17 protein-coding genes are annotated in these 20,861 nt (G+C 68.7%); 13 read left to right on the top strand and 4 right to left on the bottom strand.

Features of this window, described 5'->3' with window-relative positions; translation table 11 throughout:
* Positions 1–265: 265 nt before the first annotated feature.
* The 5 genes from ACZYZE_RS14220 (at position 266) to ACZYZE_RS14200 (ending at position 7,493) form a co-directional block, all read left to right on the top strand.
* Positions 266–1,672, top strand: a complete 1,407-nt coding sequence (locus ACZYZE_RS14220) for an MFS transporter (protein ID WP_463908326.1) — start codon at positions 266–268, stop codon at positions 1,670–1,672.
* Between the two features lies 1 nt (position 1,673).
* On the top strand, positions 1,674–3,923 hold the full coding sequence (locus ACZYZE_RS14215) for a molybdopterin oxidoreductase family protein (RefSeq protein ID WP_463908324.1): 2,250 nt from the start codon (positions 1,674–1,676) through the stop codon (positions 3,921–3,923).
* Complete coding sequence (locus ACZYZE_RS14210; protein WP_463908322.1) at positions 3,920–5,482, top strand: FAD-dependent oxidoreductase; 1,563 nt, start codon at positions 3,920–3,922, stop codon at positions 5,480–5,482. The genes ACZYZE_RS14215 and ACZYZE_RS14210 overlap by 4 nt, the downstream gene beginning before the upstream one ends.
* 292 nt (positions 5,483–5,774) lie before the next feature.
* Complete coding sequence (locus ACZYZE_RS14205; protein WP_463908320.1) at positions 5,775–6,332, top strand: hypothetical protein; 558 nt, start codon at positions 5,775–5,777, stop codon at positions 6,330–6,332.
* Between the two features lie 468 nt (positions 6,333–6,800).
* Entirely contained in the window at positions 6,801–7,493 is a 693-nt protein-coding gene (locus ACZYZE_RS14200; RefSeq protein ID WP_459319770.1) for a hypothetical protein, read from the top strand.
* On the opposite strand, the gene ACZYZE_RS14195 is transcribed toward ACZYZE_RS14200, so the two are convergent.
* Together ACZYZE_RS14195 and ACZYZE_RS14190 are read right to left on the bottom strand one after the other, a co-directional pair.
* Positions 7,484–8,029 carry a flavodoxin domain-containing protein gene (locus tag ACZYZE_RS14195; RefSeq protein ID WP_459319769.1) on the bottom strand — a complete coding sequence of 182 codons (546 nt, stop codon included), beginning with the start codon at positions 8,027–8,029 and terminating at the stop codon, positions 7,484–7,486. The two genes, ACZYZE_RS14200 and ACZYZE_RS14195, sit on opposite strands and share 10 nt — an antisense overlap.
* Positions 8,030–8,221: 192 nt before the next feature.
* The gene (locus ACZYZE_RS14190; protein ID WP_459319768.1) at positions 8,222–9,637 is read right to left on the bottom strand and encodes an NAD(P)H-quinone dehydrogenase; all 1,416 of its coding nucleotides are present in this window, start codon (positions 9,635–9,637) and stop codon (positions 8,222–8,224) included.
* Between the two features lie 106 nt (positions 9,638–9,743).
* Here ACZYZE_RS14190 and ACZYZE_RS14185 point away from each other — a divergent pair, with 106 nt between their 5' ends.
* A complete protein-coding gene (locus ACZYZE_RS14185) occupies positions 9,744–10,562 on the top strand; it encodes a purine-nucleoside phosphorylase (protein ID WP_459319767.1) in 819 nt (272 codons plus the stop codon).
* Between the two features lie 30 nt (positions 10,563–10,592).
* Here ACZYZE_RS14185 and ACZYZE_RS14180 read toward each other — a convergent pair whose 3' ends face one another.
* Complete coding sequence (locus ACZYZE_RS14180; protein WP_463908344.1) at positions 10,593–11,069, bottom strand: RrF2 family transcriptional regulator; 477 nt, start codon at positions 11,067–11,069, stop codon at positions 10,593–10,595.
* Between the two features lie 214 nt (positions 11,070–11,283).
* Between ACZYZE_RS14180 and ACZYZE_RS14175 the strand changes: the two genes are divergently transcribed.
* Entirely contained in the window at positions 11,284–13,023 is a 1,740-nt protein-coding gene (locus ACZYZE_RS14175) for a phospho-sugar mutase (RefSeq protein WP_463908317.1), read from the top strand.
* Here the strand turns inward: ACZYZE_RS14175 and nirD are convergent.
* Positions 13,020–13,397 carry a nitrite reductase small subunit NirD gene (gene nirD, locus ACZYZE_RS14170; protein ID WP_459319764.1) on the bottom strand — a complete coding sequence of 126 codons (378 nt, stop codon included), beginning with the start codon at positions 13,395–13,397 and terminating at the stop codon, positions 13,020–13,022. The genes ACZYZE_RS14175 and nirD overlap by 4 nt on opposite strands.
* Before the next feature lie 269 nt (positions 13,398–13,666).
* Between nirD and nirB the strand changes: the two genes are divergently transcribed.
* From nirB to ACZYZE_RS14140, 6 genes are all read left to right on the top strand, one after another.
* Positions 13,667–16,366: a nitrite reductase large subunit NirB gene (nirB, locus tag ACZYZE_RS14165; protein WP_463908315.1), complete on the top strand. Its 2,700-nt coding sequence runs from the start codon at positions 13,667–13,669 to the stop codon at positions 16,364–16,366.
* A gap of 1 nt (position 16,367) precedes the next feature.
* Positions 16,368–17,402: a uroporphyrinogen-III C-methyltransferase gene (gene cobA, locus ACZYZE_RS14160; protein WP_459319762.1), complete on the top strand. Its 1,035-nt coding sequence runs from the start codon at positions 16,368–16,370 to the stop codon at positions 17,400–17,402.
* Positions 17,403–17,449: 47 nt separating this feature from the next.
* On the top strand, positions 17,450–18,583 hold the full coding sequence (locus ACZYZE_RS14155) for a uroporphyrinogen-III synthase (protein WP_459319777.1): 1,134 nt from the start codon (positions 17,450–17,452) through the stop codon (positions 18,581–18,583).
* Between the two features lie 212 nt (positions 18,584–18,795).
* Positions 18,796–19,665 (top strand): FAD-dependent oxidoreductase, encoded by an 870-nt coding sequence (locus ACZYZE_RS14150; RefSeq protein ID WP_463908313.1) that lies wholly within the window; start codon positions 18,796–18,798, stop codon positions 19,663–19,665.
* Positions 19,666–19,830: 165 nt separating this feature from the next.
* The gene (gene deoC / locus ACZYZE_RS14145; RefSeq protein WP_463908311.1) at positions 19,831–20,568 is read left to right on the top strand and encodes a deoxyribose-phosphate aldolase; all 738 of its coding nucleotides are present in this window, start codon (positions 19,831–19,833) and stop codon (positions 20,566–20,568) included.
* A 53-nt stretch (positions 20,569–20,621) separates the two neighbouring features.
* A complete protein-coding gene (locus tag ACZYZE_RS14140) occupies positions 20,622–20,846 on the top strand; it encodes a hypothetical protein (protein ID WP_459319759.1) in 225 nt (74 codons plus the stop codon).
* Positions 20,847–20,861 lie beyond the last annotated feature (15 nt).

The raw sequence follows: 20,861 nt of genomic DNA, 5'->3' as shown, positions 1-20,861 counted from the left end.
GTGGTGGTGCTTGAGACCGTCCGGCTAGAGGATTCGTATATGTCTGATAATAGTTCCAGCTGTCCAGTCAATGGACAAATGGTCCACTATTTGGACATCTGGGATTGTCTCACGTGGTGGTCATCACACTACGCCTAACTTCGCTCCTCACGCCGTCACAAACGCGCCGATAGGCAAACGTCACAGCACGTTAACAAACCGCGACGGTCCCGGAAACGCGGCTTCCCTACCTTGGAAGGACAACATCCCTCAAAGGAGGTCACCCGTGACTGCTGAACAAACCGCAGATATCCGCATCGCCGCGGCCCCCGCCCTTAACCAGCCCGTCCTTGAGCACCGCCCCGGCCGCTGGATCGCCAACTGGGATGCCGAGAACAAGGAACAGTGGGAGTCCGCCGGACGCACCATCGCCCGCCGCAACCTGAACTGGTCCATCTTCGCCGAGTTCCTGGGCTTCGTGGTCTGGCAGCTCTGGTCGATCGTGGTGGTCCAGCTCCCCGCGGCGGGCTTCACCTTCACCACCTCGGAGATCTTCTGGCTGATTTCGATGCCCAGCCTCGTGGGCGCCACCCTCCGGATCCCCTACACCTTTATGGTCCCTCGCTTCGGCGGCCGCAACTGGACCATCGTCTCGGCCCTGCTGCTGCTGATCCCGTCGATCGGACTGGCCATGTGCGTCTCCAACCCGGAGACCCCGTTCGGCACCATGCTCTTCGTGGCGGCCCTCGCCGGCTTCGGCGGCGGCAACTTCGCCAGCTCCATGGCCAACATCACGTTCTTCTACCCGGCCCGCGAAAAGGGCTGGGCGCTGGGACTGAACGCCGCGGGCGGAAACCTCGGTGCCGCCGTCGCACAGCTCGCCGTCCCGATTGCCATCACCCTGCTGGCCGCCGGCACCGTGAACCTGCCCATGGCCGGCTGGATGTGGGTCCCCTTCATCCTTCTCGCCGCGTTCGGCGCCTGGAAGTACATGGACAACCTGACCAGCGCCAAGGGCGACGTCGCCGGCTCGCTGGCCGCGCTCAAGGAACCGCACCTGTGGATCATGGCACTGCTGTACATCGGCACCTTCGGCTCGTTCATCGGCTTTGCCGGCGTGTTCCCCAAGCTCATCAAGGACTACTTCCCGGCCTTCTCCTCGATCGGCGTCGGCACCGTGGCCCTGTCCCTCGCGTTCCTGGGCCCGCTGGTGGGCTCGCTGGCCCGCCCCTACGGCGGACGGATGGCGGACCGCATGGGCGGCGCCCGGATGACCGTCGCCGCGTTCGCCGCGATGGCCGTCATCACCCTCACCATGATCTGGACCCTGCCGCTGAAGAACTTCTGGCTCTTCCTGGGCCTGTTCCTGCTGCTCTTCACCGCCAGCGGCTTCGGCAACGGTGCAACATACCGGATGATCCCCATCATCTTCGCCACCTCCAGCCGGGCAGCCAAGGCGGGCGCCAGCACCGTAGCCACCCAGCGCCTCGCCTCCTCGGCGCTTGGCCTGATTTCGGCCATCGGCGCTTACGGCGGCTTCGTTATCCCGCAGGTGCTCAACGCCTCCAACAGCGCCAGCGGCTCGTATACCCCCGCGTTCTACGGCTTCGTCGGGGCCTACGTCCTGATGCTGATCGTCTGCTGGGCCTGCTACATCCGCAACGCCCACCGCAACGGAAAAGGACTCGTCTAACATGACCGCCGGCGCCGCCACCCACTGCCCCTACTGCGCTCTTCAGTGCGCCATGACGCTGACGGTCCCCGCCGGCGGGCGTCCGGCCGCCGGCGCTTCGGCGGACGACGGCGGACACAGCGCAGCGGGGGCGGCAGTGGCAGCAGGGGCGGCGCCGTCGTCCGCCGTGGTCCTGGAGGCACCTCCCCTGGCCGTGACCGGCCGGGACTTTCCCACCAACCGCGGCGGCCTCTGCCGCAAGGGCTGGACCTCGGCCTCGCTGCTGAACCACCCCGGCCGCGTCACCGAACCGCTGCTCAAGGGCGCCGACGGCGTCCACCGGCCGGTCGGCTGGGACGAGGCTCTGGAGCTCATCGCCACCGCGGTCAAGGACACCCGCGCCCGGTACGGGGCGGACGCCGTCGGAGTCTTCGGCGGCGGCGGGCTCACCAATGAGAAGGCCTACCAGCTGGGCAAGTTCGCCCGGCTGGCGCTGGGCACCTCGCGGATCGACTACAACGGCCGGTTCTGCATGTCCTCCGCCGCCGCCGCCGGGATGCGCGCGTTCGGCCTGGACCGCGGCCTGCCGTTCCCGCTGGAAGACCTCGATTCCGCCAGCACCATCCTGATGCTCGGCTCCAACGTCGCCGAGACCATGCCGCCGTTCGTGCAGCACCTGCAGGGCGCCCGCGACGCCGGCGGGCTGATCGTGGTGGACCCCCGCCGCTCGGCCACCGCCGGGTTCACGTCCGACGGCGGCGGCCTGCACCTTCAGCCGCTGCCCGGCACCGACCTCGCCCTGCTGCTGGGCCTCTCCCACGTGGTGATCCACGAGGGCCTCGCCGACTCCGGCTACATCGCGGAGCGCACTTCGGGCTACGGGGCCCTGGCCCGCAGCGTCGCCTCCTATTGGCCCGAACGTGTGCAGACCCTCACCGGCGTACCCGCCGGCCTGATCCGGGACACCGCGCGCCGGCTGGCCGACGGCGTGCGGCGGGGCGGCAGCTACATCCTCACCGGCCGCGGCGTGGAACAACATGTGGACGGCACGGACACTGCCACCGCCGCCATCAACCTCTCTCTGCTGCTGGGCCTGCCCGGCTCGGCCCGCAGCGGCTACGGCACCCTCACAGGCCAGGGCAACGGCCAGGGCGGCCGCGAACACGGCCAGAAAGCGGACCAGCTCCCCGGCTACCGCAAAATCACCGACCCCGCCGCCCGCGCCCACATGGCTGCCGTGTGGGGCGTCCCGGAGGCGCTCATCCCCGGCCCCGGCGTCCCCGCCGTCGAACTGCTCAAGTCCCTGGGCCAGCCCGACGGCGTCCGCTGCCTCTTCGTGCACGGCGCCAATGTGGCGGTTTCCGCGCCGGACGCCAACGCCGTGATCGCCGGCCTGCGGAGCCTGGACTTCCTGGTGGTCTGCGACTTCTTCATCTCCGAGACGGCCGCCGAGGCTGACCTGATCCTGCCGGTCACCCAGTGGGCCGAGGAGGAAGGCACGCTGACAAACCTCGAGGGCAGGGTGCTCCGCCGCCGCCGCGCACTGGCTCCTCCACCCGGGGTGCGCAGCGAACTGTGGATCATGGCCCGGCTGGCGGATTTGTTGGACGCACCCTCGATGTTCAGCGAGGACCCGGAGACCGTGTTCGAGGAGCTCCGGCTCGCGTCCGCCGGCGGCCTGGCCGACTACTCCGGGATCGATTACGCCATGCTGGACCGTGGCGACGCGGCGTACTGGCCCTACCCCGCGGGCAGCAGCGGGACGCCGCGGCTGTTCCTGGAGTCCTTTGCCCACGCCGACGGGCGGGCCGTGTTTACCGCGGTGACGCCCCGCCGTCGTACATCTTCTGCCTCGGACGCCGCGGACCGCGCCGGCACGCCGATGACTCTGATCACCGGCAGGCTGATGGAGCACTACCAGTCCGGTGCGCAGACGCGGCGGGTGGCCGCGTTGGCCGCCGCCCAGCCCGAGGCCCGGCTGCAGATCCATCCTGCGGCCGCCGCCGCGCAGGGCATCGCGGACGGCGACTTCGTCTCCGTCTACAACGCGCGCGGCGAGGTCTCCTGCCGCGCCGAGCTGAGCACCGGCATCCGGCCCGAGACTGTGTTCCTGCCGTTCCATTTCCCGGAGCTGGAGAGCGCCAACCGTCTCACCGAGGCCGTCACGGATCCGATCTCCGGTATGCCCGAGTTCAAGTTCAGCCAAGTCTGGGTGCGGCCCGGCGCTGGTGTGTTTAAAACTGCCGAACTTCAAAAAGAGGGGGCCTCATGACTGAGCGCATTGTTGTGGTGGGCTTCGGGCCGGTGGCCGCACGGCTGGTCGATGAGCTGCTGCCGGCGGTCCGCAGCGGGCTGACGCGCCTGACGGTGATCGGCGAGGAGGCGGAGGCGGCCTACAACCGTGTGCTGGTGGCTGACCTGGGCGTCGGGCGCACCACCGCGTCGGCCCTGGCGTTGTCCGACGCCGCCGCGCTGATTGCCGACGGCGTCGACGTCCGGCTGGGCGCCCGGGTCCGCCGCGTGGACCGCGCCCGCCAGCAGCTGATCCTAAGCGACGGCACCTCCCCGGGCTACGACCGGCTGGTGTTCGCCACCGGCTCCCGTCCGGTGATCCCCAACCTCACCGGACTGAACCCGGATCCGGCCGCGCCGGTGCTGCCTGCCGGCGTGACCGCGCTGCGGGACCTGCGCGACGCCTCGGTGCTGCAGGCCGCGGTGGCCGGCGGGAAGCGCGTGGTGGTCCTGGGCGGCGGGGTGCTGGGCCTGGAGACGGCCCTCGCCGCGGCCGAGGAAGGCGCCACGGTCACCGTCGTACACAACGGCCCGCACCCGCTGGGACGGAACATCGACCGCGGCGGCGGCGCGGTGCTCGCCGCTTCGTTGCGGAATTGCGGCGTGCGGGTGGCCGGCAATGCGCGCTCCGTCGGGGTGGAACACAACGCGCCCGACGGCGGCTTCTCGGCCCTGCTGCTGGACGACGGGTCCGCGATCGACGGCGACCTGCTGCTGCTCTCCTGCGGCGTCCGGCCGCGGACGGAACTCGCGGAAGGCTGCGGGCTCCCGACAGCGGCCGGGATCCTGGTGGACCACAAGCTTCGGGCGCACCACGAGCCGCACATCTTTGCGATCGGCGACTGCGCCGAGGTCCGCTGCCCCGATCCGGAATGTATCGAGTGCCGGACCGCGCGGGGGCCGTCCGGGCTGGTGGGTCCGGGGTGGCGGCAGGCGGAGTGGCTGGCCGAGTACCTGGTATCGCTGGCCTCGGGGTCCCCTTCGGAGGCTGAGTTGCTGCCGGCGCTGCCGCCGGAACTGCCGGGGGTGGTTGTCCTCAAGGCCCGCGGCATGAACATGGCAGTGGCCGGGGACGTTTCCGCCGAGCCGTGGGACGAGGAAACCCTTTGTGCGGGGGCCGCGGACGCCCGGCCCCGGCTGCAGATCGCCCAGTGGGCCGATCCCGAGCACGGCCGCTACATCAAGATGACCACCCGGGCGGGGGTACTCGAAGGCCTCGTGGCCGTCGGCATGCCCCGCACCGCGGCGGAACTGGTGCAGCTGTTCGAACGCGGCGCCGAGCTGCCGGCGGACAGGTCGCTGCTGCTGCGGCTGGACGGTCCGGACCAAGCGGCCGCCGCTTCCCGCGCCGCGGATCCCGAACGCACCGTGTGCCGGTGCGCCGGGGTGAGCGGGACGAAGATCGCGGCTGCTGTTGCGTCCGGGTGCGGGACGGTGGCCGAGGTTTCCGGGGCCACCCGCGCCGGGACGGGCTGCGGCGGCTGCCACGAGGACATCAAGGGGATTATCGAGAAGCACTTCCAGGTGGCGGTGGCTTAGGGCGGCCGGGATCTCTGGATTTTGAATGCAAAGAGAGGGGCCACGTGTGGGTGGCCCCTTACGTCTCGTGGGACGCCACGGGCTTGGATCCGTTAAGCCGAAGCGGGCCGACCGTTGTCCCTCCGAACAGGAATCCGGCTTCACCCGACGCTAGCGGAAACTTCTTCCAAGGTTTTCACAAGGTCATGTGGCCAATCTGTAGATCTTGAGAGTTAAGCTCTCGGCCGCCTTTCGTCCGCCAATCAATGGCGATTGAACCCGATAAGAAATTCTTCTTACATTGGATGCAGACATGAAAAGCATTTCAGTCCTCCGCTGCGCCATTCCCATTCTGTTGGGAGCTGCACTATTTGCCGCACCGCAGGCAGCAACCGCCTCGCCGTCTACCAACAAACACACTGACAAGCTCTCCGTCACAGTTACCGGCCCGCCGGCCGACCAGCACTTCAACCTTCCGGCAGGTCTGGCGTGTCCGGGCTTCGACCTGCTCGTCGATCTCACTAACTCGCGGACCAGCACAAAGACCTTCACTACCAAGGATGGAGTAAAAGTTCGCAGCATCGAGGCAGGCAAAGGCTACATCCGGACCTACACAAATATGGCCACCGGGAAAAAGATCATCTTCCCGTCAAAGTTCTTCTCTGCTGACACCACCTTCGACCAGAATGGACTGGGCACTGTCACCAGCACCGGACACTTCGGCCTCATCATGTTCCCTACGGATGTACCGGCCGGGCCGTCAACTACGGAGTACGTGGGCCGCGTCGTGTACACGGCCACCCCGAACAACGACTTCACCATACTCAGCGTCCGGGCAAAGGCCATAGACGTCTGCGCGAAGCTGGCTTAGTCAGATATGACCGGCAGCGCCCTCCATGCGCCTGAGATGCACGGCGAATGGAGGGCGCCCCAGCTTCAGCCGGCGCCGTGCCGCGGCCGACCCACTCAGCATGCATGCCTTTTTGGAACGCGTTCCCCCGAGCGCCGAGTCCGCGTGGCCGTGTGGCCGTGTGCAACCCCGGCAGTCCGGAAATGAGGACGACCAACGATTCGGAAGCCCGGTATTGTCTCCTTACCCCGGTCAGAACCCTGCGCTGCGATGACCGTGACTGCCAAGGCCGGGGGGGGGCAGCAGTTGACCGTGCTGTTCGGCCTGACGCTCGGCGCGACCGTTCAGGACGCCGTCGTCAAGGGAGTTGTGTTGGCGCGCCAGAATGCCCCACAGGGGCGGGCCATCCGGCGGCTGCGGCCTAGAACGGCCGAACCCTCCGCGTCACAGGAATCGGTCAGGGAACAGCAGCCGGGTAGCATCGGGGCCATGAGCGCCGACGACGACGACATCACTGACGAACTGCTAACTGACGCCGACAAGCTGACCGGGCTGAGCCTCGAGCTGCTGGGACTCGACCCCCACCCGGATGACATGACTCCGGATCAGCGGCTCCAGTTCGATCCGGACGACCTGGACGAGATGGTTGCCGTCGCCCCGGAGGACCGTCAAGAATCCGTCCGCCAAACGCGCCTGCTGGCAGGCCTCCTATGGAACTCCTCGGGCGTCCTCATCGACCAGCTTTTCCGTGATCTGGGAACGCTGAGCAAGCTGGAGGCCGTCACGCCGTCCGACATCGCCGGGTCCTCGGTGCTGTCGTCGCTGCCGCCGCAGTTCGCCGCCAGCTACGACGCGAAGTTCACCCAGAAGTTCATCGTGGTCGCGGCGGACGTCACTGCATCCTTGGTCCGCGGCTGGACCGCGCCCGGGTGCCTCGCAGCCGAACTCGCCGTCCGTTGCCTGCTCGACCAGGCGGAAATCACCGAGGACATCTACGAACTGGATCTTCCGGATGACTGGCGGGCCGACGTCGAGGAAGTCCTTCTGGAGGACGCGGACAGTGAGGCGCTGTTCTCGGACAGGCTCGATGATCTCGAAGACGACGCCAGGGAACTGGACGTCGAGCACTGGTTCCAGCCCTTCGCCGCCGGCGACACGGTTCCGCCGTACGCCTATTCCTGAGCCGACGGAGCAGCCAAGCCTGCCAGGAAGTCCTCGGTGAAGCGCTTGACGCCGTCCCATTCGGTGTAGACGTAGTCGCGGGAGGTATCCGTGTCCGTGGAACCCTTGTCGCTGACAATCTTCTTCATCAGGTGCTTCTTGAGGAAGCCGTACTGGGTGTAGAGCAGGGCGCCGCCGAACAGGCCGACGTGGGCGGGCCGCCAGCCCGTCTCCGCCTCGAACCTCTCCACGTAGCTCTCGGCGTTCGTCTCGTCGCCGTGGGCCGCCATGCTGACCGAGACCAGCGCGGACGGCAGTCTCTCGAGCACGGCACGGTTCTTCCGGACGAAGTCCGCGACGTACCCCTCGTGTTTGCCCACATGCACAGATGCCGCCACAATCACGCCGTCGAAGCCCTCCGGAATAGTATCCGCGGCCTTCTTGAGGTCCGCGGCCTGCGCCTCGTGGCCTTGGGCCTGGATCACCCCGGACATGTACTCCGCGATCTGGGCTGTCTGTCCTTCAACGGTCCCGTACGGGATATAGATCTTGGCCATGTCCCACTGTGTCAGCGTGACGCCCTGAAGAAGTAGGGCCGAACGTCCCCGGGCCCGCCGGGCAGATGCGCCCCGTGGGCAGATCAGGGCGAATACACCACGATCATTCGCCCTGATCTGCCCACGGGATGACGGCACAGCGATCCGACGCCGGTACTGTCCCGCCCAGGGAAACCAGGCACGCCGGGGAAGTTACATATGCACGTGCAGGCGCCGGGCCGCTTCGGAGATGGAACCGCTCAGGGACGGGTACACCGTGAAGGTGCTGGCGACGTCGTCGACGTGCAGTTTCTGGGTCACCGCGAGGGAGATCGCGAAGATCAGCTCGGAGGCGTTCGGCCCCACCACAACGCCGCCGATCACGGTGCCGGAACCCTTGCGGGCGAAGATCTTCACGAAGCCGTCCCGGTGGTTGCGCATCTTGGCACGGGCGTTGCTGCGCAGCGAGAGCTTCACGACGTCGGCCTGGTACTTGCCGGACTCGATCTCGGCCTCGGAGACGCCCACGTTCGCGATCTCCGGCGAGGTGAAGATATTGGACGCGACCTGGTGCAGCTTCAGCGGCATCACGCTGTCGCCCAGGAAATGGGCAATCGCGATCCGCCCCTGCATGGCCGCCACCGAGGCCAGGGCCAGCACACCGGTGCAGTCGCCCGCGGCGTAGATGTTGGGCGCGGTGGTGCGGGAGACGCCGTCGACCTTGATGTGGCCGTCTTCGGTGAGCGCGACGCCGGCCTCCTCGAGGCCGATGCCGTCGGTGTTCGGGATGGAACCGACGCAGACGAGGCAATGGCTGCCGGTCACGGTGGAGCCGTCCCCGAGGGTGACCACGACGCCGTCCTCGGTGCGTTCCACGGTCTCGGCGCGCGAGCGGGACAGGACCTTGAGTCCGCGGCGTTCGAAGACGCCCTCGAGGACCTCGGCGGCGTCCGTGTCCGAGCCGGGAAGCACCCGGTCGCGGCTCGAAATCAGGGTCACCTTGGCGCCCAGGCCGTTGTAGGCGGAGGCGAATTCGGCGCCGGTGACGCCGGAACCGACCACGATCAGGTCCTCGGGGAGCTCTTCCAGGTTGTAGATCTGCGCCCAGTTCAGGATGCGGATACCGTCCGGCCTGGCGGTGGGCAGCTCGCGCGGATGGGCGCCGACGGCCAGCAGGATGGCGTCCGCTTCGATGGTCTCGGTGCCGTCGGAGGTCAGGACCTCGATGGTGTGGTTGTCCAGCATCTTGCCGGAGCCGATGATGATCCGGACGTCCTGGTTCTCCAGGCCCTTCCGGATGTCGGTGGACTGCTGCCTGGCCAGGCCGAGCAGGCGGTCGTTGATGTGTTTGAGGTCCGCGCGCATCGTCGGGGTGCAGTCGCCGCCGTCGACGTCGAACTTGACGCCCAGCTCGCCGGCCTCGCCGACGCGGGTCATCAGGTCCGCCGTCGCAATGAGCGTTTTCGAGGGGACGACGTCGGTCAGCACCGCGGAGCCGCCGAGCCCCGCGCGTTCAACAATGGTGACTTTTGCCCCCAGAGAGGCGGCGACCATGGCGGCTTCGTAGCCGCCGGGCCCTCCGCCGAGGATTGCGATGCGGGGTGAGCTGAAATCGGGATGCGTAGTCACAATCAGCCATTGTCCACCATCCGGACCGGCGCCACCAAGAAAGCGGACCCACACCGTGCCGCCCGCAGTGCTGGGCAGCACGCCGCCGGCACGATAACTTGTACCGGTGAGTACAACAGAATTCCTGACCACGGACCCCTTCGACGCCGCCCGCGCCGCCGCCGACTACATCGCCCAAGAGACGGGCGTGGACACCCACGACGTCGCGCTGGTGCTCGGATCGGGCTGGGGTGACGCCGCCGAACTGATCGGCGAGACCACCGCCACCCTCTCCGCGGACGAGGTCCCCGGCTTCTCCTCCCCCTCGGTGGTGGGCCACGTGGGCACCATCCGCTCGGTGCTGACCAAGGAAGGCAAGCGGGCCCTCATCCTGGGCGCCCGCACCCACTACTACGAGGGCAAGGGAGTCCGCGCCGTGGTCCACGGTGTGCGCACAGCCGCGGCGGCCGGCTGCAAGACCCTCGTGCTGACCAACGGCTGCGGCGGGCTGAACGAGGCCTGGACGCCCGGCACGCCCGTGCTGATCAGCGACCACATCAACCTCACCGCGACGTCCCCGCTTGAGGGTGCCACCTTCGTGGACCTCACCGATCTGTATTCCTCCCGGATCCGCGGCCTGGCCCGGGAAGTGGATCCTTCGCTGGACGAAGGCATCTATGCCCAGTTCACGGGCCCGCACTACGAGACCCCCGCCGAGGTGCAGTACGCCCGGCGGATCGGTGCCGATCTGGTGGGCATGTCCACCGCGCTGGAGGCCATCGCCGGCCGGCACGCCGGCATGGAGGTCTTCGGTATTTCGCTCGTGACCAACCTCGCCGCCGGCATCAGCCCGGTGCCGCTAAGCCACGGGGAAGTCCTCGAAGCCGGACAGGCCGCGGGGCCGCGCATCTCCAAACTGCTCGCCGAGATCATCGCCAAGCTCTGAGGCTGAGTCCCGCGGGCTGAGTCCCGCGGGCTACGCCCCGGCGGCGAGGTAGCCCACAGCCTTCACCCTGTCCTGCGGGAACCGCCGCTCCATCGAGTCGGCGATCCCGGCGATGGTCTGACGCGCCAGCGCCTGTCGCCAGGCAAGTTCTGCCTGGCGCATGGCCTGCGAGATAAGGCAGGTCCGGACGTAATTCAGTTCCGGGTCCGCCGCCGGGACGTTGCCCAGGATCCCTTCACAACGGAACGCCGGCTCGGGGCTTTCGAGGGCCAGGACAATATCCAGGACCGTGATGTGCTCCGGCCGGCGGGCCAGGTGGAAGCCGCCGCGGGGCCCCGAGACCGAGTCCAGGATCCCTGCCCGGACCAGCGCCTGCAACTGTTTGTTCAGGTAGGCGCTGGGAAGTTTGTAGTACTCGGCCAGCCGGGCCGAGTTGACCGCTTCTCCGGCCGGTGTCCATGCCATATTGACGCAACTGTGCACGGCCCATTCCACGCCACGGCCCATCTTCATATTCCAGACGTTACGTGTCCGGAAAATTGGGTGTCAAGGGCGGGGGTGCCCGCGGGTCCGCATTTCGCGGCCATGCCGGGCGCCACCATTGCCGCGAAGTTCACTCTCGCGGGGCACACCGTCTGCACGATGGCTGTGACGGAACTGTGAGGCGGGCTCCCGCTTGTCGGGGGAGGAATCCGCGGCGAATGGCGCTAGTTTGGTTGTTATGACGTCTTCTGATGCCGAACTGACCCGCCTCCTGAGCGATGCCCGCAACTGGGCCGCGCAGGACCCGGATCCCGCCACCGCCGCCACCCTGACCGGGCTGATCCAGCTTTCGGACGACGGCGTTGCCGCCGCCCGCCAGGAGCTCGCGGACAGCTTCAGCGGCACTCTGCAGTTCGGCACGGCTGGCCTGCGGGCGGCCCTCGGCCCGGGCCCGAACCGGATGAACCGGGTCGTGGTGCGCCGCGCCGCCGCCGGCTTCACCGCTTTCCTGACCGACGCCGTCGCCCAGGCCTCCCCCGGCACCCGGCCGCGCGCCGTCGTCGGCTACGACGCCCGCTACAACTCCGCTGTCTTTGCCGAGGAAACCGCGGCAATCCTCACCGCCGCCGGCGTCGAGACCTTCCTGCTGCCCTCTGCCCTGCCCACCCCGCTGCTCGCCTACGCGGTGCGGGCGCTGGACTGCGACGGCGGCGTGATGGTCACGGCCAGCCACAACCCGCCGCAGGACAACGGCTACAAGGTCTACCTGGGCCGGCACGCCGTCGAGGACAGCGGACGCGGGGCCCAGATCGTGGCGCCCTACGACGCCCTGATCGCGGCGAAGATCGACGCCGTCGGGGAACTCGCTGACATTGCCCTCGCCACGGCGGGCTGGACCGTGCTGGACCGCTCCATCGCCACCGGCTACGAGACCGCCGTCGCGGCCCTGGCCGTTTCCGCGCACTTCCCGGCCCGCGAGCTGAAGATCGTCCTGACCCCCATGCACGGCGTGGGTGGTGAGACGGCCGTGGCGGTGCTGCACGCCGCAGGCTTTGCCGACGTCACGCTGGTCACGGAGCAGGCCGAGCCGGACCCGGACTTCCCCACCGTGAACTTCCCGAACCCCGAAGAGCCCGGCGCCCTGGACCTGGCCCTCGAGACCGCTGCCCGGGTGGACGCGGACATCGTAATTGCCAACGACCCCGACGCCGACCGGGCCGCGGTGGCCGCGAAGGATCCGGACACCGGCGCCTGGCGGATGCTGCGCGGCGACGAGGTGGGTGCCCTGCTGGGCGCGCACGTCGTGGCCCGGCTGGCGGCCGGCGGCGAGGCACACGAGGGGGTCTTCGCCAATTCGATCGTGTCCTCGCGGCTGCTGGCCCGCATCGCGGCTGCCGCGGGCTACGCCCACGAGGAAACGCTCACCGGTTTCAAGTGGATCGCCCGTGTTCCCTGGCTGCTGTACGGCTACGAGGAGGCGCTGGGCTACTGCGTCGCGCCTTCCCTGGTCCGGGACAAGGACGGGATCTCCGCGGCGGTGCTGATCGCAGAATTCGCTGCCGCGGCGAAGGCCGAAGGAAAGACGATCTTCGACACCCTCGACGAGCTGTACCTGGTGCACGGGCTGCACGCGAGCGACCAGCTCAGCATCAGGGTGGCGGACCTGGGCCTGCTGGACGCCATGATGAACCGGCTGCGCGTGAGCCCGCCGGAATCCTTCGGCGGCTCCGCCGTCGAAACGGTCACGGACTTTGCCGACGGCAGCGGCCACCTGCCGCCGACCGACGGCCTGCTGTACCTGACGAAGGACCTCAGCCGCATCATCATCCGCCCCAGCGGCACGGAACCGAAGCTCAAGTGCTACCTGGAGGTCATCCGCAGCGTCGGCTCGGCCGCCGAACTGCCCGCGGCGCGGCACGAGGCCCGCGCCGCGCTGGACGGCGTCCTCGCGGACGTCCGCGAAGCGCTGGGGCTCTAGAGCTCGACCTCAATGTACCCGCCCACAATCCGGGTACGGAAGGTCGGGAGCCGGAGTTCCGGCGTGCCCAGGCATTCCCCTGTTCCGAGGTCGTAGACCTCCTTGTGCAGCGGCGAGGCGAGTGTCGGGCGCGAGCCGCGGGAACCGGTGATGCCGCGGGCCATCACCTGCGCTCCGGTGGCCGGATCCTCCTGGGCGACGGCGAAAACCTCACCGGACACCGTGCGGAACAACGCCACCTGGCGGCCCTCGATCAGCGCGGCCTCACCCCAGGCCGGCTCCAGGTCCTCCACTGCGCACACCCGGTGCCAGCCGGTGCCGTGGCTGGGGTGTTCAACAAAGCTCCGTGCTGCGCTCTCAAGTACGGCAGTCATTTCGGCCCCTCTCTGATACATCCGTAACGGGCTCAGCCGCTCCTGCGGCCACATACCCACGCTAGGTCCGCGGTGTTTCGCCGGCGTGCAGCAAATGTGTCCGGCGCGTAAAAGAGACCTCACGGGATCGGAAATGCGTTCGTGATGCAGAAGTTAAGATCACGAAACATAAGGGAAACTGAAGCGAAACTGCGCGTACCTAGTCTGGATGGACACTTCGATTCAGAAGGTCGCAGAGCACCGACTGCGGCCCATGCGAAAGGCCCACAGTGACCGGACAGACGTCAAGCCCCCAGAACCGGGGCGCAGAGCGCACCTCTTCACCGCGCCGCATCGTGGTTGCCGGCGGCGGTCCTGCCGCCCACCGCTTCGCCGATGCCATGCATGCACGGGGCCTCGACGGCTGGCACGTGACTGTCCTCACCGAGGAAGCGCACCTCCCCTACGACCGTGTCGCGCTGAGCAAGGCCCTCACGGACAGCAGCGTCGACCTCACCCTCGGAACCGCCGCGATGTGGGACCACGAGGCGCTCAGCCTGAAGACCGGCGAGCGCGTCACCGGCATCGACACCGCGGACAAGACCGTGACCACCGCGGCCGGCACCGTGTACCCCTATGACGAACTCGTCGTCGCCACCGGCTCCGACGCCGCCCGGCTGCCCATCGCCGGCTCTGAACTCACCCACGTCTACCGCACCCTTGAGGACGTCCGGGCCATCAGCACGGCGATCGCGGAACTGAAGCAGAAGCTGGGCCGCCAGGTCAATGCGGTCACCATCGGCGGCGGGCTGCTGGGGCTGGAATCCGCGGCCGGCACCGAACAGCTCGGCGCCGCCCCGATCGTCATCAACGGCTCCCCGTGGCTCATGAACACCCAGCTGGACGAGGGCGCCGGGCAGGCCCTCGGCCGCCTGATCGAGGCCAAGGGCTTCACCGTCCACGGCGGGGTTTTCCCCTCCGAGGTCCTCTCCGACGACGACGGCCAGGTCACCGGCGTGCTGATGGCGGACGGGCGCACCATCGATGCCGACATCGTGATCGTGGCGATCGGCGTCAAGCCGCGCGATGAGCTGTTCCGCGCGGCCAACGGCCCGGCGACGGCGGACCCGGCGTCGGAGGGCACAGCGCCGCTCTTCGACCTCGGCCCGCGCGGCGGCGTCGTGATCTCGGACGGCTGCGAAACCCAGGTCCCCGGCATCTGGGCGATCGGCGAGGTGGCCAACTTCGGCGGCATGTGCCTGGGCCTGGTGGCGCCGGCGAACACGATGGCCGAGATCGTCGCGGACCGGCTGCACGGCGGCGAAGCGACCTTCCCGGGCTTCGACACCGCCACCAAGCTCAAGCTCTCCGGCGTCGACGTCGCCAGCTTCGGTGACGCTTTCGCCAAAACCGAGCATGCCCTCGAAATCGTCTACGCGGACCCGGCCCGCGGCGTCTACCAGAAGATCGTCACCACCGACGATGCCAAGACCCTGCTGGGCGGCATCTTCGTCGGCGACGCGACCCCGTACACGTCCCTGCGGCCCATGCTGGGCCGCGAACTGGCCGCCGAACCCGGCGCCTACCTCACCGCGGCCGGCGGCGACGCCCCGGACACGGAACTCCCCGACGACGCCATCCTGTGTTCCTGCAACAACGTGGCCGCCGGCAGCATCCGCGACGCCATCAACGGCTGCGGCGCCTGCGAGGGCAACACCCCGGTCCAGGAACTCGGCGAGCTCAAGGGCTGCACCCGGGCCGGCACGCAGTGCGGCTCCTGCGTCCCGATGCTCAAGAAGCTGCTGGAAACCGAACTGACCAAGTCCGGCGTCGAGGTCTCCAAGGCACTCTGCGAGCACATCGAGCTCTCCCGGCAGGAACTCTTCGACGCCATCCGGGTCCTGGAACTGGCCTCCTTCGAGGAGATCATGGCCAGGTACGGCACCGGCACCGGCTGCGACATCTGCAAGCCCACCATCGCCAACATCTTGGCCAGCCAGAACAGCGCCTATGTCCTCGACGCCGGCCGCGGCACCCTGCAGGACACCAACGACCGCGCCCTGGCCAACATGCAGAAGGACGGCACCTACTCGGTGGTCCCCCGGATCGCGGGCGGCGAGATCACCCCGAAGAAGCTGGGCGTGATCGCCGCCGTCGCCGGGAAGTACGGCCTGTACACCAAGATCACCGGCGGCCAGCGGATCGACATGTTCGGAGCCCGGCTGGAGCAGCTGCCGGAGATCTGGAAGGAACTGGTGGATGCCGGCTTCGAATCCGGCCAGGCCTACGGCAAGTCCCTGCGCACCGTGAAGTCCTGTGTCGGCTCCACCTGGTGCCGCTTCGGTGTCCAGGATGCCGTCGCCATGGCCATCAACCTGGAGCTGCGCTACCGCGGCCTGCGCAGCCCGCACAAGATCAAGATGGGCGTTTCCGGCTGCGCCCGCGAATGCGCCGAGGCCCGCGGCAAGGACGTCGGCGTGATCGCCACGGACAAGGGCTGGAACCTCTACGTCGGCGGCAACGGCGGCTTCCAGCCGGCCCACGCCCAACTCCTCGCCCAGGACCTCGACGACGGCACCCTGCTCAAGTACATCGACCGCTACCTCATGTACTACATCCGCACCGCGGACCGCCTGCAGCGCACCGCGCGCTGGCAGGAGGACCTCGACGGCGGGCTCAAGCACGTCGAGGACGTGGTGGTGCACGATTCGCTCGGCATTGCAGGCGACCTCGAAGCCGCCATGGCCAGGCACGTTGACACTTACGTCGACGAGTGGGCCGACACCCTGAAGGATCCCGAGCGACTGCGCCGGTTCCGCTCCTTCGTCAATGCCCCCGACCAGAAGGACGATTCCATCATCTTCGTCCCCGACGAGCGCGGCCAGATGCGCCCCGCCACCGCCGAGGAAAAGGGTGCCGTGCTGATCGCCTCCAGCATCCCGGTCCGGCCGCCAGAAACCGGCATCTCAGCCACCGAAAGCACGGTCTAACATGCAGCTCAGCATCGATCTCAGCGGCCGCGAAGTCCTCGTCACCGGCTCGGACACCGCCGCCCGCCAGTCCGTCCGCCGCTACCGGGCCGCGGGCGCCGTCGTCTCCCGGCTCAGCAGCCCCGGCGGCGGCCGGCACGACGGTCCCCTGCCCGAACGGCCCTTCCTGGTCGCCGCCGTCGACGACGGCCAGCCCGGCTGGGAGGCCCTGCTGGACCGGTGCCGTGAAACCGGCATCCCCGTCGCGGTGGAACCCGCCGCCGGCGCCGCCGGGCACGTCACGCTGGTCGGCGGCGGGCCGGGAACCACCGAGCTGCTGACCGTCGCAGCGGTCAAGGCCCTGCGGGACGCCGACGTCGTCTTCTACGACCGCCTCGCCCCGTACCAGGAGCTGCCCTCCCTCAGCACGGCCGAGCTGGTGGATGTGGGCAAGCGCCCCGGCCACCACCCGGTCAGCCAGTCCGGCATCGAGGAGCTGATGGTGGAAGCCGCCCTGGCCGGGAAGAACGTGGTGCGGCTCAAGGGCGGGGACCCGTACGTGTTCGGCCGCGGCGGCGAGGAAGTGGCCGCCTGTGTGAAGGCCGGCGTGCCCGTCCGGGTGATTTCCGGTGTTACCAGTGCCATCTCCGTCCCGGCCGCGGCCGGGATCCCGGTGACGCACCGCGAGGTCAGCCACATGTTCACCGTCGTCTCCGGCCACGCCCCGCTGACCGAGAAGGAACACATGCACCTCGCCGGTCTCGGCGGGACCATCGTGGTGCTGATGGGCATCGGCACGCTGCACCAGCTCGCCGCCGGGCTGCGCCGGGCGGGGATGCGGGCGGACATGCCGATGGCCGTCGTCGAGCGAGGTTACCGCCCCGGCCAGCGGACCACCATCGCGGAGCTGGGCACCATCACGACGGCGGCCGCCGACTGCAGCAACCCGGCCGTGCTGGTGATCGGCGACGTCGTCCGCGTGGCCGAGGCCAACCGGGGCTGCGCGGAGGCGGAAGCCGAACTGGACCGCCTCGCCGCGTCCCTGATGGGGGCGTGAGAGCCGTGAGCGCGCTCAACGCCATCGCCCCGGCGGCCCGGCCGGAACTGCCGGAGCTACCGGACCGCGAAGAAGCCGCGGAGAAATCCGAGCAGCCCCTCGAGGGCTTCCGGATCGGGGTCACCTCGCACCGTCGATCCCAGGACCTGATCGATGCCCTCGAACGGCGCGGCGCCGAGGTACTGCACGCACCCGCGCTGAAGATCGCCCCGGTACAAGAGGACATGCGCCTGATCGAGGACACCCGCGCCATCATCGCCGCGCGGCCTGAACTGTGCATCGCCACCACGGCCTACGGCATGCGCCGCTGGTGCGAGGCCGCCGACACCTTCGGGATCGGCGACGAGCTGCTGGAGACCCTGTCCGCCGCCCGGATGTTCGTCCGCGGCCCGAAGGCCCGCGGCGCCGTCCGCGCAGCCGGGCTGGCCGACGTCGGGATCAGCAGCGACGAAACCACCGCCACCCTGGTGGACATGCTCCTGACCGAGGGCGTGCGGGGCAAGACCGTGGCCGTGCAGCTGCACGGCTACACCGACGTGCGCCAGCTGGAGCGGCTGCGGATGTCCGGCGCCACCGTCCTGACCGTCACGCCGTACCGCTGGGTCAAGCCCGACGGCTCCGACCGGCTGCCGCGGCTGATCGAAGCCGCGTGCAGCGGAAACCTGGACGTGCTGACCTTCACCAGTGCCCCGGCGGTGGACGCAATGTGGAGCACAGCGCACGAGATGGGCCTGTACAAACAGCTCGTCGAGAGCCTGAAGACCACTGTCACCACCGCCGTCGTCGGTCCCATTACCGCCCAGCCGCTCATCGACGCCGGGCTGCAGCCGCTGGTGCCGGAACGGTTCCGGATGGGCGCCCTGATCCGGCTCGTCGTCGAACATCTGGCCCTGAACCACGTCCGTCGGCTGGACACCGGCTCGGGAAGCGTGGAACTCCGCGGCCGTTCGCTGCGGATCGACGGCGGGGCCGTGGACCTCGCCCCCGCCCCGCTGCTGCTGATGCGGGCACTGCTGGGCGCGGGCGGGGCTGTGCTGTCCCGGGAATCCCTTTCCGAGCTGCTGGAACTGCGCGGATCAGTCCATGCCCTGGACATGACAGTGAGCCGGCTGCGCTCCGCCCTCCCGGACGGAAGCCTCGTGGAAACCGTGGTCAAGCGCGGCTACCGGATCCGCGTCTAACAGCAACGCGGGGTCACTTAGCGCCCATCCCACCGGGTTTTATGGGCGCTAAGTGACCCCGCGTTGTTTTGTTACCGGCTGGTAAACATTGGCGAACGGGCTGCGACAAAACGGCAACACAGGGGAAACACGCCGGAAAGATCGGCCGCCTACGCTGGGCTCCAACAGGCAGAACCGGCCACACCACCGGCCACCAGCGAAAGGGCCCCACCATGTCCGCCACAAACCTCACCCCGGAATTCCAGCCCCAGACCCCGCCCCGGCCCCGGATCGTCATCGCAGGGGCGGGACCGGCCGCGCAGGCCCTGGTCCGCCAGCTCACCCGGACGCCCTTCGCCGGCGAAATCACGGTGCTCAGCAACCGCGACGACGCCCCCGCCGAGCTCCTGGAGCTCGCCGCCCTCCCGCAGGTCTCCGTCCGCCTGGGCCAGCCGGCCAGCTACATCGATCCCGACAGGCGCTATGTGACCACCGCGGACGGCCTCGAATTCAGCTACGACCAGCTGGTCATCGCCACCGGATCCTCCCCCGAGGGCACGCCGCTGGAAGGCGAAGGCCGCTGCCTGAGCTACTCCACGATCGACGACGCCACCCGCCTCGGCGAAGCCGTCCGGGACGTCACCCGTGTCCTCGGCAGGCGTCCGCTCGGCATCCTGGTCGGAACCGGAACGGCGGCGGGCCAGGCGGAGGCCGTGCTGCGTTCCCGCGGCGTCCGCCCCATTCGCACGACGCTGCGGCCTGCCGCCGTCATTCCCAACCTCGCCGGTTCCATGCTGCCTGCGGCCGGAATCGTGTTTACGGACGGCTCCAGCATGGCCGGCGACCTTGTGGTCCTCGCAGAGGAACGGATTGCCCGCGACGCCCTCGCGGTGGGCGCCGGGCTGAAGACCGCACGCCGGGGCGGCATTGTGATCGGCCAGGACTTCCGCACCTCCGAGCCGGGAATCTGGGCCATCGGGGATGCAGCCGTGTACGACGGCGTCCGGCTGGGGCTGCTGGTGGCCACCGCTTCCGCGGCGTCCGTCTGCGCTTCCCAGCTGCTCCGGGCAAGCCTGGCCGAAACCGTCGCCGAGGCGGCCTAGCGGTCCGCTCCCGGACCGCCGTCGGGAGGCCCCCGGGAGGCCTGTTGTGGCAAGATGGACATCAGACAAGCCACCAATACCGCGGTGTCCGCAGGCCCACAAGGCCTCCCCGAGGGACTGCCCACAGGGACTACCAGTCCAAGGCCCGCCAGGAAAGGGACCACCATGAGCAACGAAGCCTCCACGGCTGCCGGAAGCGCCATCCCCGCTGCCCCCGAAGCGTCCTACAGCCAGGGCAATATTGCCTCCTACATTGACCACACGCTGCTCAAGCCGGAGGCGAGCGAGGCCGAGGTTCTCAAAGTCTGCGCCGAGGCCGCCGAGTACCGCTTCAAGTCGGTCTGCGTGAACCCGATCTGGGTCAAGACGGTCAAGAAGGCCCTCAAGGGCACTGGCGTACTGACGTGTTCCGTGGTCGGGTTCCCGCTGGGCGCCACGCCGAGCGACGTCAAGGCCTTCGAAGCCCGCGGTGCCGTGCTGGACGGGGCCGAAGAGGTCGACATGGTCATCAACATCGCCGCGGCCAGGGCGAACGACAAGGGCGCACTGGCCGATGACATCGCGGCCGTCGCCGATGCAGTCCACGACGGCGGCGCCATCCTGAAGGTCATCATCGAAACCGCACTGCTGGACGATGCCCAGAAGGTCCTGGCCTGCCAGGCGGCAGCCGAGGCCGGGGCGGATTTCGTCAAGACCTCCACCGGTTTCAACGGCGGCGGGGCCACGGCCGAGGACGTCGCCCTGATGCGCCGCGCTGTCGGCCCGGACCTCGGTGTCAAGGCGTCCGGCGGTGTGCGTTCACTCGCTGACGCACAGGCTATGATTGCTGCAGGTGCAACACGTATTGGCGCCAGCTCCGGAATCGCGATTGTCAAGGGTGAACAGGGTTCATCCGCGTACTGATCCGCTCCGGCAGCCGCCAAAGTTTTGAGCCCCACGGGGCCGAGGAGGAACGAATGTCCAGCAACACTGTCAAGACCCCGCAGACCGAGAACAGCCTCGCGTCCAGCATCGCCATCTTCGTCCTGATGATGGTCCTGTTCCTCGGTTCCCTCTACTCGCTGTCCTTCCTGACGCTGGGCAACCCGTGGCCGATGATCGCCTGCCTGGCACTCTTCGCCGCAGCGTTCTGGGTTCCCCAGACGCTTCTGGGCCGCTCGGATTCGGCCGGCGAGAACTAGGCGCCTGCAACAAAC

The organism is Pseudarthrobacter woesei (assembly GCF_055412745.1).
Note: the sequence above shows the minus strand (reverse complement) of the source record. Positions and strands in the feature narration are given on the sequence as shown.

Excerpts from the sequence above, each read along its gene's own strand:
- ACZYZE_RS14210 (WP_463908322.1), top strand. The coding sequence starts at position 3,920 with ATGACTGAGCGCATTGTTGTGGTGGGCTTCGGGCCGGTGGCCGCACGG.
- ACZYZE_RS14215 (WP_463908324.1), top strand. The coding sequence starts at position 1,674 with ATGACCGCCGGCGCCGCCACCCACTGCCCCTACTGCGCTCTTCAGTGC.
- ACZYZE_RS14180 (WP_463908344.1), bottom strand. The coding sequence starts at position 11,069 with ATGGGCCGTGGCGTGGAATGGGCCGTGCACAGTTGCGTCAATATGGCA.
- ACZYZE_RS14200 (WP_459319770.1), top strand. The coding sequence starts at position 6,801 with ATGAGCGCCGACGACGACGACATCACTGACGAACTGCTAACTGACGCC.
- deoC (WP_463908311.1), top strand. The coding sequence starts at position 19,831 with ATGAGCAACGAAGCCTCCACGGCTGCCGGAAGCGCCATCCCCGCTGCC.
- ACZYZE_RS14195 (WP_459319769.1), bottom strand. The coding sequence starts at position 8,029 with ATGGCCAAGATCTATATCCCGTACGGGACCGTTGAAGGACAGACAGCC.
- ACZYZE_RS14175 (WP_463908317.1), top strand. The coding sequence starts at position 11,284 with ATGACGTCTTCTGATGCCGAACTGACCCGCCTCCTGAGCGATGCCCGC.
- nirD (WP_459319764.1), bottom strand. The coding sequence starts at position 13,397 with ATGACTGCCGTACTTGAGAGCGCAGCACGGAGCTTTGTTGAACACCCC.
- cobA (WP_459319762.1), top strand. The coding sequence starts at position 16,368 with ATGCAGCTCAGCATCGATCTCAGCGGCCGCGAAGTCCTCGTCACCGGC.
- ACZYZE_RS14205 (WP_463908320.1), top strand. The coding sequence starts at position 5,775 with ATGAAAAGCATTTCAGTCCTCCGCTGCGCCATTCCCATTCTGTTGGGA.
- ACZYZE_RS14140 (WP_459319759.1), top strand. The coding sequence starts at position 20,622 with ATGTCCAGCAACACTGTCAAGACCCCGCAGACCGAGAACAGCCTCGCG.
- ACZYZE_RS14150 (WP_463908313.1), top strand. The coding sequence starts at position 18,796 with ATGTCCGCCACAAACCTCACCCCGGAATTCCAGCCCCAGACCCCGCCC.